This is a genomic window from Streptococcus mitis, assembly GCF_002096815.1.
Taxonomy (GTDB): domain Bacteria; phylum Bacillota; class Bacilli; order Lactobacillales; family Streptococcaceae; genus Streptococcus; species Streptococcus mitis_AD.
The window spans coordinates 235,700-254,109 of the sequence record NZ_NCVJ01000021.1; the positions used below are offsets into that span (position 1 = coordinate 235,700).

At 40.2% G+C, this 18,410-nt stretch carries 19 protein-coding genes; 17 read left to right on the forward strand and 2 right to left on the reverse strand.

Annotation, left to right across the window (positions count from 1 at the left end; genetic code table 11):
* Positions 1-39 precede the first annotated feature (39 nt).
* On the reverse strand, positions 40-1,212 hold the full coding sequence (gene aao / locus B7696_RS07855; RefSeq protein WP_078228466.1) for an aminoacetone oxidase: 1,173 nt from the start codon (positions 1,210-1,212) through the stop codon (positions 40-42).
* Between the two features lie 57 nt (positions 1,213-1,269).
* Positions 1,270-2,115, reverse strand: a complete 846-nt coding sequence (locus tag B7696_RS07860) for a DegV family protein (protein WP_024057020.1) — start codon at positions 2,113-2,115, stop codon at positions 1,270-1,272.
* 124 nt (positions 2,116-2,239) lie between these two features.
* On the opposite strand from B7696_RS07860, the gene B7696_RS07865 reads away from it, so the two are divergent.
* From B7696_RS07865 to B7696_RS07960, 17 genes are all read left to right on the forward strand, one after another.
* Complete coding sequence (locus B7696_RS07865) at positions 2,240-2,797, forward strand: TetR/AcrR family transcriptional regulator (RefSeq protein WP_000004136.1); 558 nt, start codon at positions 2,240-2,242, stop codon at positions 2,795-2,797.
* Between the two features lie 18 nt (positions 2,798-2,815).
* Entirely contained in the window at positions 2,816-3,283 is a 468-nt protein-coding gene (locus B7696_RS07870; protein ID WP_084863095.1) for a deoxycytidylate deaminase, read from the forward strand.
* 89 nt (positions 3,284-3,372) lie between these two features.
* A complete protein-coding gene (upp, locus tag B7696_RS07875) occupies positions 3,373-4,002 on the forward strand; it encodes a uracil phosphoribosyltransferase (RefSeq protein WP_000515974.1) in 630 nt (209 codons plus the stop codon).
* A 172-nt stretch (positions 4,003-4,174) separates the two neighbouring features.
* Complete coding sequence (gene clpP / locus B7696_RS07880) at positions 4,175-4,765, forward strand: ATP-dependent Clp protease proteolytic subunit ClpP (protein ID WP_000613475.1); 591 nt, start codon at positions 4,175-4,177, stop codon at positions 4,763-4,765.
* Between the two features lie 78 nt (positions 4,766-4,843).
* Positions 4,844-5,131: a YlbG family protein gene (locus B7696_RS07890; protein WP_000462118.1), complete on the forward strand. Its 288-nt coding sequence runs from the start codon at positions 4,844-4,846 to the stop codon at positions 5,129-5,131.
* A gap of 67 nt (positions 5,132-5,198) precedes the next feature.
* The gene (locus B7696_RS07895) at positions 5,199-6,359 is read left to right on the forward strand and encodes an ABC transporter substrate-binding protein (RefSeq protein ID WP_000726121.1); all 1,161 of its coding nucleotides are present in this window, start codon (positions 5,199-5,201) and stop codon (positions 6,357-6,359) included.
* Positions 6,360-6,581: 222 nt separating this feature from the next.
* Positions 6,582-7,451, forward strand: a complete 870-nt coding sequence (locus tag B7696_RS07905) for a branched-chain amino acid ABC transporter permease (RefSeq protein ID WP_000941427.1) — start codon at positions 6,582-6,584, stop codon at positions 7,449-7,451.
* Positions 7,452-7,454: 3 nt separating this feature from the next.
* Positions 7,455-8,411 carry a branched-chain amino acid ABC transporter permease gene (locus tag B7696_RS07910; RefSeq protein WP_084863097.1) on the forward strand — a complete coding sequence of 319 codons (957 nt, stop codon included), beginning with the start codon at positions 7,455-7,457 and terminating at the stop codon, positions 8,409-8,411.
* A complete protein-coding gene (locus tag B7696_RS07915) occupies positions 8,411-9,175 on the forward strand; it encodes an ABC transporter ATP-binding protein (RefSeq protein ID WP_020901915.1) in 765 nt (254 codons plus the stop codon). The genes B7696_RS07910 and B7696_RS07915 overlap by 1 nt, the downstream gene beginning before the upstream one ends.
* Positions 9,175-9,885 carry an ABC transporter ATP-binding protein gene (locus tag B7696_RS07920; RefSeq protein ID WP_000062219.1) on the forward strand — a complete coding sequence of 237 codons (711 nt, stop codon included), beginning with the start codon at positions 9,175-9,177 and terminating at the stop codon, positions 9,883-9,885. Before B7696_RS07915 ends, B7696_RS07920 begins: the two co-directional genes overlap by 1 nt.
* A 306-nt stretch (positions 9,886-10,191) precedes the next feature.
* Positions 10,192-10,848 (forward strand): CBS domain-containing protein, encoded by a 657-nt coding sequence (locus B7696_RS07925; RefSeq protein ID WP_000268666.1) that lies wholly within the window; start codon positions 10,192-10,194, stop codon positions 10,846-10,848.
* A 108-nt stretch (positions 10,849-10,956) separates the two neighbouring features.
* A protein-coding gene (gene prfB, locus B7696_RS07935; protein ID WP_134813798.1) for a peptide chain release factor 2 occupies positions 10,957-12,052 on the forward strand; the annotation gives its coding sequence in 2 pieces (ribosomal slippage) (positions 10,957-11,028 and positions 11,030-12,052; 1,095 coding nt in all).
* A 17-nt stretch (positions 12,053-12,069) separates the two neighbouring features.
* Positions 12,070-12,762 (forward strand): cell division ATP-binding protein FtsE, encoded by a 693-nt coding sequence (gene ftsE, locus B7696_RS07940; RefSeq protein ID WP_000022275.1) that lies wholly within the window; start codon positions 12,070-12,072, stop codon positions 12,760-12,762.
* Complete coding sequence (gene ftsX / locus B7696_RS07945) at positions 12,755-13,681, forward strand: permease-like cell division protein FtsX (protein ID WP_020901912.1); 927 nt, start codon at positions 12,755-12,757, stop codon at positions 13,679-13,681. Before ftsE ends, ftsX begins: the two co-directional genes overlap by 8 nt.
* A gap of 185 nt (positions 13,682-13,866) precedes the next feature.
* Positions 13,867-16,047: a PTS transporter subunit IIBC gene (locus tag B7696_RS07950; protein WP_084863099.1), complete on the forward strand. Its 2,181-nt coding sequence runs from the start codon at positions 13,867-13,869 to the stop codon at positions 16,045-16,047.
* A 51-nt stretch (positions 16,048-16,098) separates the two neighbouring features.
* The gene (locus B7696_RS07955; RefSeq protein WP_084863100.1) at positions 16,099-16,914 is read left to right on the forward strand and encodes an endonuclease/exonuclease/phosphatase family protein; all 816 of its coding nucleotides are present in this window, start codon (positions 16,099-16,101) and stop codon (positions 16,912-16,914) included.
* A gap of 138 nt (positions 16,915-17,052) precedes the next feature.
* Positions 17,053-18,396: a DEAD/DEAH box helicase gene (locus B7696_RS07960; protein ID WP_004238723.1), complete on the forward strand. Its 1,344-nt coding sequence runs from the start codon at positions 17,053-17,055 to the stop codon at positions 18,394-18,396.
* Positions 18,397-18,410 lie beyond the last annotated feature (14 nt).

Consider the following 18,410-nt stretch of genomic DNA (forward strand, 5'->3'; position numbering starts at 1 on the left):
TTTCTTTTGGGGCTGATTTAGCCATTAAATAATTCAGATTTAGATTGGGTTTGATCCCGCCACCCAACCAGTACAGAGGGCAGAAGTGATGTTAAACCCACCCGTGTGGGCATTGATATCCAGTACCTCGCCAGCAAAGTGGAGTCCAGGTACCAGCTTACTTTCTAGAGTTTTGGGATTGATTTCCTTGAGACTGACGCCCCCTTTGGTAACAAAGGACTTAGCAAGGGACATTTTACCAGTTACAGGAATTTTAAGTCCCTTGATAGACTGGACAAGTTGTTCGCGTTCCTTTTCAGTCAGTTGTTTGACTTTGTCAGGATAGCCTGGCACAAAAAATTCTGCCAAGTGTTCTGGAAGTAAAGTTTTTAAGGCATTTTTTAGAGATTTTTCCCGATTTTCTTCTAGAAATGTAGCCAAGTCTTTCTCAGAAAGTTGAGGTAGAACATCCAGTGAGAGAACCTCTCCGCCCTTGACAAAGCTGGACATACGCAGAGCAGCAGGGCCTGACAAACCAAAGTGGGTAAAGAGCAAATCGTGAGTGATGACATGCTTACCATAGCTTAGGGTCACATCGTCCAATGAAATTCCTTGCAAGGCCTTGTGTGGAAAATCTGTCAACAAAGGACTTTCAGCGGCTTCAAGATCGGTAATGGTATGCTTAAAATGACGGGCAATCTCGTGACCAAAACCAGTCGAACCAGTAGAGGGATAGGATTTCCCACCAGTTGTGACAATGAGTTTCTCACAAGTGAAGGTTTGGTCTGCGGACTTAAGGACAAACTGGTCGTCTATCTTTTTAACCGAAACAATCTCCGTTTTAGTAGCAACTCGACCACCGAGTTCAGTGATTTTCTTTTCCAAGGCCTCGATAATGGTCCGAGACTTGTCACTAGCAGGAAAGACGCGTCCGTGGTCTTCGACCTTAAGTTTAACACCATTTTCTGTAAAAAAATTAATGATATCATGGTTATCAAATTGGGAGAAGACACTGTAGAGAAAGCGCCCATTTCCAGGGATGCCAGCTAGTAGGTCATCTAGAGTTCCGTTGTTGGTTACATTGCAACGTCCCCCACCAGTACCAGCTAATTTTTTTCCAAGTTTCCGATTTTTTTCGATGAGGAGGGTTTTCTGTCCATAAAAGCTACTGGAAATCGTAGCCATCATACCAGCAGGACCTCCACCAATGACGATAGTATCAAAATGTTTCATAGCTCTATTGTACCACAAAAAAACAAGAGATGAAGTCACCTCTTGTCAAGAATGCAATTAATCAATTTCATACCCCATCAGCAAACCACCATCTTCTGCATAAAAACTGCAGAGACCAGATGTTGGGAGAATTTTAATATCCGCCTGTGGGAAGGTTTCACGTATTCGGTCTGAAAGCTGTTGGCAACATTTCTCGTTATTACGTTGGGCCATGACAATACGGCCACCAGCATATCCAGCTTTAATGATTTCATCATAGGCAGCTTGAACTGATTTCTTTGGTCCTCGTGCTTTTTGTAGCAATTCGAGAGTTCCAGTTTCACTAGCTTCTCCGACCATACGGATATTGAGAAGGCCAACGACCGTACCGATAAGCTTGCTCAAACGGCCGTTCTTCACCAAGTTATCGACTTTAGCTAGGACAAAAAGTAACTTGGTTTTTTCTTGATAGGCGGTGATAGCTTCAACCACTTCTTCAAAAGATAAGCCCTGGTCGATCAAGTCATTCACTTTTTCTACGAGCAAGTCAACTTCCCCACCAGCAGACAAACTATCAATTATATGAATTTTAGTATCAGGATGTTCTTCCAGATAAATATTTTTTGCTAGTTGAGCACTATTGTGGCTTCCAGAAAGAGTACCAGTTATGGTTACTAGGAAAATGTTTTTGGCTCCTTCAAATGCTCGCAAATAATCATCTGGGCTTGGACAAGCTGATTTTGAAGCTTCTGCAGTTGCATACATGGTTTCCATCATTTGGTCAATGTCAAGACTGGCATCATCAACAAAGACCTGATCAGCTACTTGAATGGTTAAGGGCACACTTACAAAGGTCGTGTCAATAGCTGGTCTTGCCAGCTGACGATAATCACAACCAGAGTCAGCAATAATCTTCCAAGTCATAGAAATTCTCCATCTTTATCAGTTATACATTGACAAAGGTTCTGTCTTTTTTTACAATTATATCATGAAAGCCCTTGAAACAAAAGCCTCATCCGTCTGTTGTGACAAGTAGAAAGAAAATGTTATGTCTGAACGTAGAATCTCTGAAAAGTCTCTTGAAAATCTCAGAAAATCAAACCAAGAATCCAATTTATTAACTAGAGAAGCCATCGAAACAGCCCTCTTGCAACTCTTGGAAAAAAAGGACCTGACCAAGATTAGTATTTCTGAATTGGTCAAACGTGCAGGCGTTTCTCGTGCGGCCTTTTATCGCAATTATGATTCCAAAGAGGAGATTTTAGAAAGCGTATTTAAACGAACTGTCCACAATATTATGGAACAGTTGCATCATTATGATTTAAAGACAGACCTTTATCTGGTCTGGGTTCACCTTTTCCGAGAAGCAAGAAAGGAAGCCAGAGTGATTCAACTTGCCTTAGATTACCATCTGGAAAAAATCTTTGTCCAAGCCATGCAGGAGTTTCTGGAAAAATACCATGGAAAATCAAAAGGTGTCAGCTCTTATCTTCATTCCTTCTGGAGTTCAGCCATCGTCTCAGTCCTTTTAAAATGGATCAAGGATGGCATGAAGGTACCTGCTGAAAAGATTGCAGATTTACGGTTACCATTTTTTAAAAAATAGAGAAAAAGGAGAAGAGATATGACTGAAGAAAGACTAGCATGGGATGAGTATTTTGCAGCCCAAGCTCTACTAATTGCCAATCGTTCCACTTGTAAACGTGCCAAAGTGGGCGCAATTCTGGTAAAGGATAATAAAGTTATTTCCACTGGTTATAATGGTTCGGTGTCAGGGACTGAGCATTGTATTGATCACGAATGTCTGGTCATTGAAGGTCACTGTGTTCGCACTCTTCACGCAGAAGTTAATGCCATTCTCCAAGGTGCAGAACGTGGGGTTCCCAAAGGCTTTACAGCCTATGTGACCCACTTTCCATGTCTGAATTGTACCAAACAATTGCTTCAGGTTGGTTGTAAGCGCGTGGTTTATATCAACCAGTACCGAATGGACGACTATGCCCAATACCTTTATCAAGAAAAGGGAACAGAATTAACCCATTTACCACTTGAGACAGTGCAGGCAGCTCTTAAAGAGGCTGATTTAATGTGAAAAATTATCAAAAATAAATGGTTTAGAAAGATTTTTAAACCGTTTTTTGGTATAATAAGAAGAATAAATTGAAAGAAGGAATTCCAAAAATGGGAAAAATTGAAGTTATTAATCATCCATTGATTCAACACAAATTGTCAATCTTGCGTCGTACAGATACTTCTACAAAAGCTTTTCGTGAGCTAGTAGATGAGATTGCAATGTTGATGGGGTATGAAGTACTTCGTGATCTTCCACTAGAAGATGTGGAAATCGAAACACCAATCACAAAAACAGTTCAAAAACAATTGGCAGGTAAGAAATTGGCTATCGTTCCAATCTTGCGTGCAGGTATCGGGATGGTGGATGGACTTTTGAGCTTGGTTCCAGCTGCTAAAGTTGGCCACATTGGTATGTACCGTGATGAAGAAACGCTTCAACCAGTTGAGTACTTGGTGAAATTGCCTGAAGATATTGACCAACGTCAAATTTTTGTGGTAGACCCAATGTTGGCAACAGGTGGCTCAGCAATCTTGGCTGTTGATTCTCTTAAAAAACGTGGCGCATCAAATATCAAATTTGTCTGCCTTGTATCTGCTCCAGAAGGTGTTAAAGCCCTTCAAGAAGCTCATCCAGATGTAGAAATCTTTACAGCAGCCTTGGATGAACGCTTGAACGAACACGGTTATATCGTTCCAGGTCTTGGAGATGCTGGGGACCGCTTGTTCGGTACAAAATAAAATAAAAAAGAGATTGACTTGGAAAAGGATTTCCAGTCACGAAAGGAGGTTGAATTTTTGTTTCTGTCTAATGAAAACAGAGCAAAAATTTGACCTTTTTTGACCAAGATATTATAATAGTCTTATCTTCAGTCATTTGACCAATAAAATTAAAACTCAAAAGGAGAAATAAATGATTCCTGTAGTTATTGAACAAACAAGCCGTGGAGAACGTTCCTACGATATTTACTCACGTCTTCTTAAAGACCGCATCATTATGCTGACAGGCCCAGTTGAAGACAATATGGCCAACTCTGTTATTGCCCAGTTGCTTTTCTTGGATGCCCAAGATAGTACAAAGGATATTTACCTTTATGTCAATACACCTGGTGGTTCCGTTTCAGCTGGTTTGGCAATCGTTGATACCATGAACTTTATCAAGGCAGATGTCCAAACCATTGTTATGGGAATGGCAGCATCTATGGGGACGGTCATTGCATCAAGTGGAGCAAAAGGCAAACGTTTCATGCTTCCAAATGCAGAGTATATGATCCACCAACCAATGGGTGGTACAGGTGGAGGTACTCAGCAAACCGATATGGCGATCGCTGCAGAACACTTGCTTAAAACTCGTAATACCTTGGAAAAAATCTTGGCTGAAAATTCAGGTCAGTCAATCGAAAAAGTTCACGCAGATGCAGAACGCGATAACTGGATGAGTGCCCAAGAAACACTTGAATATGGCTTTATTGATGAAATCATGGCCAACAATTCATTGAATTAATGATCAAAGAAGGCAAACTCGACTGGGTTTGCTTTTTTTGGTATAATAGGGAGAGATTTCTTAGAAAGAGGATTTATCATGTTTGAAAAAGTCAATCGATCTGGCTTGATTATCTATCTTTACTATAATCGTGATGCCAAAAAATTGCAGGATTATGGAGATATTACCTATCATTCCAAGAAACATCGTTACTTACAACTCTATGTTCCAACTCAAGAAATGGAGCAATTGGTCGGGCGCTTGGGCAAGGAAAAGTTTATAAAAAAAGTCAGGGTTTGTCATATCCAAGAGCTGGAAACACCCTTTGTGGGCAATCTTCATCGAGAGGAAAACGTTATCATCGAAAAAGTTCAAGAAAAGTGTTGACAATTTTCTGATAATTCGGTATATTCTTAACATGCTATTTATTTAAGAAATAAGGAGACAAAAAAAGATGAAGAAAAAATTTGCCCTATCGTTTGTGGCGCTTGCAAGTGTAGCACTTCTTGCAGCCTGTGGAGAAGTGAAGTCTGGAGCGTCAAACGCTGCTGGTAACTCAGTAGAGGAAAAGACAATCAAAATTGGATTTAACTTCGAAGAAACTGGTGCCGTAGCTGCCTACGGAACATCTGAACAAAAAGGTGCCCAACTTGCCGTTGATGAAATCAATGCAGCAGGTGGTATCGACGGAAAACAAATCGAAGTAGTTGATAAAGATAATAAATCTGAAACTGCTGAGGCGGCTTCAGTAACAACTAACCTAGTAACCCAATCTAAGGTATCAGCAATCGTAGGACCTGCGACATCTGGTGCAACTGCAGCTGCTGTAGCTAACGCTACAAAAGCAGGTGTTCCATTGATTTCGCCAAGTGCGACTCAAGATGGATTGACTAAAGGTCAAGATTACCTCTTTATCGGAACATTCCAAGATAGCTTCCAAGGAAAAATTATCTCAAACTATGTTACTGAAAAATTAAACGCTAAGAAAGTTGTTCTTTACACTGACAATGCCAGCGACTATGCTAAAGGTATTGCTAAAGCCTTCCGTGAAGCTTACAAAGGTGAAATCGTTGCAGATGAAACTTTCGTAGCAGGTGACACAGACTTTCAAGCAGCCCTTACAAAAATGAAAGGGAAAGACTTTGATGCTATCATCGTCCCTGGTTACTACACTGAAGCTGGTAAAATTGTAAACCAAGCGCGTGGTATGGGAATTGATAAACCAATCGTTGGTGGTGATGGATTCAACGGTGAAGAGTTTGTACAACAAGCAACTGCTGAAAAAGCATCAAACATCTACTTTATCTCAGGCTTCTCAACTACTGTAGAAGTTTCAGCTAAAGCAAAAGCTTTCCTTGATGCTTACCGTGCTAAGTACAACGAAGAGCCTTCAACATTTGCAGCCTTGGCTTATGACTCAGTTCACCTTGTAGCAAACGCAGCAAAAGGTGCTAAAAACTCAGGTGAAATCAAGGATAACCTTGCTAAAACAAAAGATTTTGAAGGTGTAACTGGTCAAACAAGCTTCGATGCAGACCACAACACAGTCAAAACTGCTTACATGATGACCATGAACAATGGTAAGGTTGAAGCAGCAGAAGTTGTAAAACCATAATAGAAAAATGTTGAAATAGGGAATGAGCCTCGGACTCACTCCCTGTTTCGATGTTTAATACTCTTTGAAAATCAAATTCAAACTGCGTCAACGTCGCCTTGCCGTACTCAAGTACAGCCTGCGGCTAGTTTCCTAGTTTGCTCTTTGATTTTCATTGAGTATAAGAACCTATCAAAAAGTGAGGGAAAACCCTCAAAATTATATATAGAAAGAGTGAATCTTATGCTCCAACAACTAGTAAATGGTTTGATTCTAGGTAGTGTTTATGCGCTGTTAGCCCTAGGATATACCATGGTTTACGGAATTATCAAGCTCATCAACTTCGCCCACGGTGATATTTATATGATGGGAGCCTTTATCGGTTATTTCTTGATTAATTCTTTCCAAATGAATTTCTTTGTAGCTCTTATTGTAGCTATGTTAGCGACAGCCATTCTTGGTGTCGTGATTGAGTTCCTTGCTTACCGACCTTTGCGTCACTCTACTCGTATTGCTGTTTTGATTACAGCTATTGGGGTTTCTTTCCTATTGGAATATGGGATGGTCTATCTGGTTGGTGCTAATACCCGTGCCTTCCCTCAAGCGATTCAAACAGTTCGCTATGATTTGGGACCAGTTAGCCTAACAAACGTGCAGTTAATGATTTTGGCCATTTCCTTGATTTTGATGATTTTGTTACAAGTCATTGTCCAAAAGACTAAGATGGGGAAAGCCATGCGTGCAGTATCCGTAGATAGCGATGCAGCGCAATTGATGGGGATCAATGTAAACCGTACTATCAGCTTTACCTTCGCTTTGGGGTCAGCTCTTGCGGGTGCGGCTGGTGTTCTGATTGCCCTTTATTATAACTCTCTTGAGCCTTTGATGGGGGTTACTCCAGGTCTTAAGTCTTTCGTTGCCGCAGTACTTGGTGGTATCGGAATTATTCCTGGTGCGGCTCTTGGTGGCTTTGTGATTGGTCTATTGGAAACCTTTGCGACAGCCTTTGGAATGTCAGACTTCCGTGATGCCATTGTTTATGGAATCCTGTTGTTGATCTTGATTGTCCGCCCAGCAGGTATTCTTGGTAAAAATGTGAAAGAGAAGGTGTAAACGATGAAAGAAAATTTAAAAGTTAATATTCTATGGTTACTCCTTTTGTTAGCTGGCTATGGCTTGATTAGTGTATTGGTTTCAGTTGGAGTACTAAACCTATTCTATGTACAGATTTTACAACAAATTGGAATTAATATTATTCTGGCTGTTGGTCTCAACTTAATCGTTGGTTTTTCAGGCCAATTTTCACTTGGTCATGCTGGTTTCATGGCGATTGGTGCCTATGCAGCAGCTATTATTGGTTCTAAATCACCAACCTACGGTGCCTTCTTTGGAGCTATGCTTGTAGGGGCTTTGCTTTCAGGAGCAGTTGCCTTGCTTGTCGGAATTCCAACCTTGCGCTTGAAGGGGGACTATCTTGCGGTAGCGACTCTAGGTGTTTCTGAAATTATCCGTATCTTTATCATCAATGGCGGAAGCCTTACAAATGGTGCGGCAGGTATCTTGGGAATTCCTAACTTTACAACTTGGCAAATGGTTTACTTCTTTGCCGTGATTACAACCATTGCAACCTTGAACTTCTTGCGTAGTCCAATTGGTCGTTCAACTCTCTCTGTTCGTGAGGATGAAATCGCTGCTGAGTCAGTTGGGGTTAATACGACTAAAATTAAAATCATCGCCTTTGTCTTTGGTGCTATTACTGCAAGTATTGCAGGGTCACTTCAGGCAGGATTTATTGGATCTGTTGTACCGAAAGATTACACTTTCATCAACTCAATCAACGTTTTGATTATTGTTGTATTTGGTGGACTTGGTTCCATTACAGGTGCAATCGTTTCAGCTATTGTTCTTGGAATTTTGAATATGCTTCTCCAAGATGTTGCTAGTGTGCGTATGATTATTTATGCTTTAGCCTTGGTATTGGTAATGATTTTCAGACCAGGTGGACTTCTTGGAACATGGGAATTGAGCCTATCACGTTTCTTTAAAAAATCTAAGAAGGAGGAACAAAACTAATGGCATTACTTGAAGTAAAACAGTTAACCAAACATTTTGGCGGTCTAACAGCTGTTGGAGATGTGACTCTTGAATTAAATGAAGGGGAACTGGTTGGACTAATCGGTCCAAACGGAGCTGGTAAAACAACCCTTTTCAACCTTTTGACCGGTGTTTATGAACCAAGTGAGGGAACAGTTACCTTAGATGGTCACCTTTTGAATGGAAAGTCACCTTATAAGATTGCTTCTTTGGGACTTGGACGTACATTCCAAAATATCCGTCTCTTTAAAGATTTAACAGTTTTAGACAATGTTTTGATTGCCTTTGGCAACCATCACAAACAACATGTTTTTGCTAGTTTCTTGCGATTACCAGCTTTTTACAAGAGTGAAAAAGAATTAAAGGATAAAGCTTTGGAATTACTGAAAATTTTTGATTTAGATGGTGATGCAGAGACTCTTGCTAAAAACCTCGCCTACGGACAACAACGTCGTTTGGAAATTGTTCGTGCCCTTGCTACGGAACCTAAAATTCTCTTTTTAGATGAACCAGCAGCAGGTATGAACCCACAGGAAACAGCGGAATTGACTGAGTTAATTCGTCGTATCAAAGATGAATTTAAAATTACAATCATGTTGATTGAACACGATATGAATCTGGTCATGGAAGTAACAGAACGCATCTACGTACTTGAATATGGTCGTTTGATTGCTCAAGGAACTCCAGACGAAATTAAGACCAATAAACGCGTTATCGAAGCTTATCTAGGAGGTGAAGCCTAATGTCTATGTTAAAAGTTGAAAATCTTTCTGTACATTACGGTATGATCCAAGCAGTCCGTGATGTAAGCTTTGAAGTTAATGAAGGAGAGGTTGTTTCCCTTATCGGTGCCAATGGTGCTGGTAAGACAACCATTCTCCGTACCTTGTCTGGTTTAGTTAGACCAAGCTCAGGAAAGATTGAATTTTTAGGTCAAGAAATCCAAAAAATGCCAGCTCAGAAAATCGTGGCAGGTGGTCTTTCACAAGTTCCAGAAGGACGCCACGTCTTCCCTGGCTTGACTGTGATGGAAAATCTTGAAATGGGGGCTTTCTTAAAGAAAAATCGTGAAGAAAATCAAGCTAACTTGAAGAAAGTTTTCTCACGCTTCCCACGTCTTGAAGAACGAAAGAACCAAGATGCAGCCACTCTTTCAGGAGGGGAACAACAAATGCTTGCCATGGGACGCGCTCTTATGTCAACACCAAAACTTCTTCTTTTAGATGAACCATCAATGGGTCTTGCCCCAATCTTTATCCAAGAGATTTTTGATATCATTCAAGATATCCAGAAACAAGGAACGACCGTCCTCTTGATTGAACAAAACGCTAATAAAGCACTCGCAATCTCTGACCGAGGCTATGTACTGGAAACAGGAAAAATTGTCCTATCCGGAACAGGAAAAGAACTCGCCTCATCAGAAGAAGTTAGAAAAGCATATCTAGGTGGCTAAAACAATCCAGTGAATTGTTTTAGTCGATGGATGAGGATTACGAAGTAATCATGATTATATTCCGGGGTACCTTTTTAGTGGGCAGATAGAGATTGCAAACAAATTTGCATCTACTTTGAAAGGTTAATATCTAATAATTGAAAAATCGAATGAAAGGTATCTCACCTTCATTCATAGAGCTCGATTTCAGAGCTCTTTTTGCTAGCTTATTCATACTTTTCTGAATTTTGAAAAAGAAATGTAAGCGTTTGATAGATTTACAAAAAGATTGTATAATAGGGATAAGAATAGAAAAGGAGAAGTCTCATGGCAGTTAAAGATTTTATGACCCGCAAGGTAGTGTATATTAGTCCAGATACAACAGTATCTCATGCAGCAGATTTGATGAGAGAGCAAGGGTTGCACCGCTTGCCTGTTATAGAAAATGATCAATTGGTTGGTTTGGTAACTGAAGGAACCATTGCGCAAGCTAGTCCATCAAAAGCAACAAGTCTTTCTATCTATGAGATGAACTATCTTTTGAATAAGACCAAAGTAAAAGATGTCATGATTCGTGATGTTGTTACTGTTTCAGGCTATGCTAGTCTAGAAGATGCAACTTATCTGATGCTGAAAAACAAGATTGGTATTCTTCCTGTTGTTGATAACCATCAAGTCTATGGTGTTATTACGGACCGTGACGTTTTCCAAGCCTTTCTTGAAATTGCTGGTTATGGAGAAGAAGGAATTCGTGTGCGCTTTGTTACAGAAGATGAAGTCGGTGTTCTCGGAAAGATTGTTTCTTTGATTGTAGAAGAAAATTTGAATATCTCCCATACAGTTAATATTCCGCGTAAAGATGGTAAGGTAATTATCGAAGTTCAAATCGATGGATCAATCGATTTACCAGCCTTGAAAGAAAAATTTGAATCAGAGAATATTCAAGTAGAAGAAATCACTCGTACTTCAGCAAAAGTCTTGTAATAAGGGAAGCCGAAAGGCTTCTTTTTACGTGTAATAAGGGATTAGAGCAAAAGATGGAAAGAAATGATAGATTATGGTATAATAAAACGATACAATAAAGGAGTATTTATGGACATTTCAGAAATTCGTCAGAAAATTGACGCAAATCGTGAAAAATTAGCTTCTTTCAGGGGGTCTCTTTGACCTCGAAGGTTTAGAGGAAGAGATTGCCATCTTGGAAAACAAGATGACAGAGCCTGATTTTTGGAACGATAATATCGCGGCCCAAAAAACGTCGCAAGAATTAAATGAATTAAAAAACACTTACAACACCTTCCACAAAATGGAAGAATTGCAGGATGAAGTCGAAATTTTATTGGACTTTTTAGCTGAAGACGAGTCATTGCATGAAGAACTGGTAACGCAGTTAGCCGAACTTGATAAGATGATGACCAGCTATGAGATGACCCTTCTCTTGTCAGAACCTTATGACCATAATAATGCCATCTTGGAAATCCATCCAGGATCTGGTGGTACAGAGGCACAAGACTGGGGTGATATGTTGCTTCGTATGTACACTCGCTATGGCAATGCCAAAGGCTTTAAAGTAGAAGTTTTGGATTACCAAGCAGGAGATGAAGCTGGTATTAAGTCGGTAACTTTATCATTTGAAGGGCCTAACGCTTATGGCCTTCTCAAGTCAGAAATGGGTGTGCACCGCTTGGTGCGAATCTCACCATTTGACTCTGCCAAACGTCGCCATACCTCTTTCACGTCTGTAGAAGTCATGCCAGAGTTGGATGCTACCATTGAAGTGGAAATCCGTGAAGATGATATCAAGATGGATACCTTCCGTTCAGGCGGTGCTGGTGGACAGAATGTCAACAAAGTCTCAACAGGTGTGCGTTTGACACACATTCCTACAGGAACTGTCGTCCAATCAACGGTTGATCGGACCCAGTATGGAAATAGAGATCGTGCCATGAAGATGTTGCAGGCTAAGCTCTATCAGATGGAGCAGGAAAAGAAAGCTGCGGAAGTCGATTCCCTCAAAGGTGAAAAGAAAGAAATCACTTGGGGAAGTCAGATCCGTTCTTATGTCTTCACGCCCTATACTATGGTAAAAGATCACCGTACAAGCTTTGAAGTTGCTCAGGTAGATAAGGTCATGGATGGAGACCTTGATGGTTTTATCGATGCCTACCTCAAGTGGCGAATCAGCTAAGATAGAAAGGAACTCATATGTCAATCATTGAAATGAGAGATGTTGTCAAAAAGTATGACAATGGAACGACTGCCCTGCGTGGTGTCTCTGTCACCATTGAACCAGGAGAGTTTGCCTATATCGTAGGACCTTCTGGGGCAGGTAAGTCAACCTTTATTCGAGCTTTGTACCGAGAAGTAAAGATCGAAAAAGGAAGCCTAACAGTTGCAGGCTTTAATTTAGTTAAAATTAAGAAGAAAGATGTCCCACTACTACGTCGTAGTGTCGGGGTAGTCTTTCAGGATTACAAACTCTTGCCTAAGAAGACCGTTTATGAGAATATTGCCTATGCAATGGAAGTAATCGGTGAGAGCCGTCGTAACATCAAAAAACGTGTTATGGAAGTTTTGGACCTGGTTGGTTTGAAACATAAGGTTCGTTCATTCCCTAATGAACTTTCAGGCGGAGAGCAACAACGGATTGCAATTGCACGTGCCATTGTAAACAATCCGAAAGTCTTGATTGCGGACGAACCAACAGGAAATTTGGACCCAGATAATTCATGGGAAATTATGAATCTGTTGGAACGCATCAATCTCCAAGGTACTACTGTCTTGATGGCTACCCACAACAGTCAGATTGTAAATACCTTGCGCCACCGTGTCATTGCCATTGAAAATGGCCGTGTCGTTCGTGACGAAGCTAAAGGAGAATATGGATACGATGATTAGTAGATTTTTTCGTCATTTATTTGAATCATTAAAAAGTTTGAAACGAAATGGCTGGATGACAGTAGCAGCTGTCAGTTCAGTTATGATTACTTTGACTTTAGTTGCAATATTTGCATCTGTTATCTTTAATACGGCTAAACTCGCTACAGATATTGAAAACAATGTCCGAGTAATAGTATATATTCGTAAGGACGTAGCTGATAATAGTGAGACGATTGAAAAAGAAGGTCAAACTGTTACAAATAATGACTACCATAAGGTATACGATGCTTTGAAAGGTATGTCAACCGTTAAAAGTGTTACGTTTTCAAGTAAAGAAGAACAATATGAAAAGTTGACCGAAACAATGGGGGACAACTGGAAAATCTTTGAAGGGGATGCTAATCCTCTCTATGATGCATATATTGTTGACACCAATACACCGAGTGATGTTAAGACAGTAGCAGAAGAAGCTAAGAAAATTGAAGGTGTATCAGAAGTTCAAGATGGTGGTGCTAATACAGAACGCTTGTTTAAGTTGGCCTCATTTATTCGTGTCTGGGGACTAGTTATCGCGGGATTATTGATTTTCATTGCGGTGTTCTTAATCTCTAATACTATTCGTATCACCATTATTTCACGAAGCCGTGAAATCCAAATCATGCGTTTAGTGGGTGCTAAGAACGGCTATATCCGAGGACCTTTCTTACTTGAAGGTGCCTTCATCGGTTTGCTTGGGGCAACCCTTCCATCAGTTCTGGTATTTATTGTCTATAAAATGGTTTACCAATCGGTTAATAAGTCATTGGTTGGTCAGAACCTTTCGATGATATCACCAGAAATATTCAGTCCACTGATGATTGCTCTATTATTTGTGATTGGAATTTTTATCGGTTCAATCGGATCAGGAATTTCAATGCGCCGATTCCTGAAAATCTAAAATAAAATAGAAGTATATTTGAGGAGATTTTAATATCTCCTTTTTTACTACAAAAATTTTAGAAAAAAGTCTACTTTTTTTTATAAAAGCCTTTACAAAAAAAATTAAAGTGGTATAATTAATACATAGTTAAGTGCAAACGTTTTCGTAAAACGTTTGCCTAAATAAAAATAAAGGAGATTTGAATGATGAAAGATACATTCAAAAATGTCTTGTCTTTCGAGTTTTGGCAGAAATTCGGTAAGGCTTTGATGGTGGTTATCGCGGTTATGCCGGCTGCTGGTTTGATGATTTCAATCGGTAAGTCTATCGTAATGATTAACCCAACTTTTGCACCACTTGTAGTTACAGGTGGAATTCTTGAGCAAATTGGTTGGGGGGTTATCGGTAACCTTCACATTTTGTTTGCCCTAGCAATTGGAGGAAGCTGGGCTAAAGAACGTGCTGGTGGTGCTTTCGCCGCTGGTCTTGCCTTCATCTTGATTAACCGTATCACTGGTACAATCTTTGGTGTATCAGGAGATATGTTGAAAAATCCAGATGCTATGGTCACAACTCTCTTTGGTGGTTCAATCAAAGTTGCTGATTACTTCATTAGTGTTCTTGAAGCTCCAGCATTGAACATGGGTGTGTTTGTAGGGATTATCTCAGGTTTTGTAGGGGCAACTGCTTACAATAAATACTACAACTTCCGTAAACTTCCTGATGCACTTTCATTCTTCAACGGGAAACGTTTCGTACCATTTGTAGTTATTCTTCGTTCAGCAATCGCTGCAATTCTACTTGCTGCCTTCTGGCCAGTAGTTCAAACAGGTATCAATAGCTTTGGTATCTGGATTGCCAACTCACAAGAAACTGCTCCAATCCTTGCACCATTCTTGTATGGTACTTTGGAACGTTTGCTCTTGCCATTTGGTCTTCACCATATGTTGACTATCCCAATGAACTACACAGCTCTTGGTGGTACTTATGACATTTTAACTGGTGCAGCTAAAGGTACTCAAGTATTTGGTCAAGACCCACTATGGCTTGCATGGGTAACAGACCTTGTTAACCTTAAAGGTACAGATGCAAGTCACTACCAACAATTGTTAGATACTGTTCACCCAGCTCGTTTCAAAGTTGGACAAATGATCGGTTCATTCGGTATCTTGATGGGTATGATCGTTGCTATCTACCGTAATGTCGATGCTGATAAGAAACATCAATATAAAGGTATGATGATTGCAACAGCTCTTGCAACATTCTTGACAGGGGTTACTGAACCAATCGAATACATGTTCATGTTTGTAGCAACACCTATGTATCTTGTTTACTCACTTGTTCAAGGTGCTGCCTTCGCTATGGCTGACGTAGTAAACCTACGTGTCCACTCATTCGGTTCAATTGAATTCTTGACTCGTACACCACTAGCAATTAATGCTGGTATTGGTATGGATATCGTTAACTTTATCTGGGTAACTGTTCTCTTTGCCGTAATCATGTACTTTATCGCAAACTTCATGATTCAAAAATTCAACTACGCAACTCCAGGACGTAACGGAAATTACGAAACTGCTGAAGGTTCAGAAGAAGCTAGTAGCGAAGTGAAAGTTGCAGCAGGCTCTCAAGCTGTAAACATTATTAACCTTCTTGGTGGACGTGCAAACATCGTTGATGTTGATGCATGTATGACTCGTCTTCGTGTAACTGTAAAAGATGCTGACAAAGTCGGTGATGCAGAACAATGGAAAGCAGAAGGAGCTATGGGTCTTGTCATGAAAGGACAAGGAGTTCAAGCTATCTACGGTCCAAAAGCAGACGTATTGAAATCTGATATCCAAGATATTCTTGATTCAGGTGAAATCATTCCTGAAACTCTTCCAAGTCAAATGACAGAAGCACAACAAAACACTGTACACTACAAAGGTGTAACAGAGGAAGTTTACTCAGTAGCAGACGGTCAAGTTGTTGCTTTGGAACAAGTGAAAGATCCAGTATTTGCTCAAAAAATGATGGGCGACGGATTTGCTGTAGAACCTGCAAATGGAAACATTGTATCTCCAGTTTCAGGTACTGTATCAAGCATCTTCCCTACAAAACATGCTCTTGGTCTTGTGACTGAAGCAGGTCTTGAAGTATTGGTTCACATTGGTTTGGACACAGTAAGTCTTGAAGGTAAACCATTTACAGTTCATGTTGCTGAAGGACAAAAAGTTGCAGCAGGAGATCTCCTTGTCACAGCTGACTTGGATGCTATCCGTGCAGCAGGACGTGAAACTTCAACAGTAGTTGTCTTCACAAATGGTGATGCAATTAAATCAGTTAAATTAGAAAAAACAGGTTCTCTTGCAGCTAAAACAGCAGTTGCTAAAGTAGAATTGTAATATACTTGAGGTTGGAAGCTGTATTCCAACCTCTTATTTTGGGAGAAAAGAATGAAATTTTTAACACTCAATACTCATAGTTGGATGGAAAAAGAAGCTGAGGAAAAATTCCAGATTTTGCTTGAGGATATCCTTGAAAAAGACTATGATTTGATTTGTTTCCAAGAAATCAATCAGGAGATCACATCTCCAGAGGTAGAGGTCAATGATCTTTATCAAGCTTTGCCAGCAGCTGAGCCTATTCACCAAGATCACTATGTTAGACTCTTGGTTGAAAAGTTATCTGAGCAAGGGAAAAATTACTACTGGACTTGGGCCTATAACCATATCGGTTATGATCGCTACCATGAAGGTGTAGCTATCTTGTCTAAAACACCTATTGAAGCAAGAGAAATTTTGGTTTCAGATGTGGATGATCCAACAGACTATCATACTCGTCGTGTTGCCTTGGCTGAAACTGTAGTTGATGGTAAGGAGCTTGCAGTTGCCAGTGTCCACCTTTCTTGGTGGGATAAAGGTTTCCAAGAAGAATGGGCACGATTTGAAGCTGTCTTGAAAGAATTGAACAAGCCGCTTTTGCTAGCTGGAGATTTCAACAATCCAGCTGGTCAGGAAGGTTACCAAGCTATTTTAGCTAGTCCATTAGGCTTACAAGACGCATTTGAAGTTGCTCAAGATAAAAGTGGTAGCTATACTGTTCCACCAGAAATTGATGGATGGAAGGGGAACACTGAACCCCTTCGAATCGACTATGTTTTTACTACCAAGGAGTTAGCGGTGGAAAATTTACATGTCGTATTTGATGGTAACAAGAGTCCACAAGTGAGTGATCACTATGGCTTGAATGCTATTTTAAACTGGAAATAATGACTGAAAAGAGGTTGGGATTCACAAATTCCAGCCTTTTTTACTAGAGAAGCTACTAGAAATAGCCTAAATAAGTGAGACTACTGAAATGGAATAAAATATGGTATAATTGATAGGATAGATAGAATCGAGGATATTATGTCATTTACGAAATTTCAATTTAAAAAATATATTAGTGAAGCCTTGGAGGAGTTGAAATTTACAACTCCAACAGAGGTGCAAGACAAGTTGATTCCTATTGTTTTGACAGGTCGTGACCTAGTCGGTGAATCAAAAACAGGTTCGGGTAAGACTCACACTTTCCTATTGCCGATTTTCCAGCAATTAGATGAAGCCGACGATAGTGTTCAAGCAGTCATTACTGCACCGAGCCGTGAATTAGCTACTCAAATTTACCAAGCAGCCCGTCAGATTGCAGCCCACTCAGATGTCGAAGTTCGTGTGGTTAATTATGTGGGTGGTACGGATAAGGCTCGCCAGATTGACAAATTGGCAAGTAACCAGCCTCATATTGTTATCGGAACGCCTGGCCGTATTTATGACTTAGTTAAGTCTGGTGACCTAGCTATTCACAAGGCTAAGACCTTTGTGGTCGATGAGGCAGATATGACCTTGGATATGGGATTCTTGGAAACTGTTGATAAGATTGCTGGAAGCCTTCCAAAAGACTTGCAATTCATGGTCTTCTCAGCGACTATCCCACAAAAACTGCAACCATTCTTGAAAAAATACTTGTCAAATCCTGTTATGGAGAAAATCAAGACCAAAACGGTCATTTCTGATACCATTGATAATTGGTTGATTTCTACAAAGGGACGTGACAAGAATGCTCAAATTTACCAGTTAACTCAGTTGATGCAACCGTATTTGGCAATGATTTTTGTTAACACTAAAATGCGTGCTGATGAATTGCATTCATATCTGACTGCTCAAGGCTTGAAGGTAGCGAAGATTCATGGAGATATTGCCCCTCGTGAACGCAAGCGTATCATGAACCAGGTGAAAAATCTGGATTTTGAGTACATTGTCGCAACAGACTTGGCAGCGCGTGGGATTGACATTGAAGGTGTCAGCCATGTCATCAATGATGCCATTCCGCAAGATTTATCTTTCTTTGTTCACCGTGTTGGTCGTACTGGAAGAAATGGCCTACCAGGTACAGCTATTACCCTTTACCAACCCAGTGATGACTCGGATATCCGTGAGTTGGAGAAATTGGGAATCAAGTTTACTCCTAAAATGGTCAAAGACGGGGAATTTCAAGATACTTATGACCGTGATCGTCGTGCCAACCGTGAGAAAAAACAAGATAAACTTGATATCGAAATGATTGGTTTGGTTAAAAAGAAAAAGAAAAAAGTCAAACCAGGTTATAAGAAGAAAATTCAATGGGCGGTTGATGAAAAACGCCGCAAGACCAAGCGCGCTGAAAATCGCGCACGTGGTCGTGCAGAGCGTAAAGCAAAACGCCAAACATTTTAATAGAAAAAGTTGGA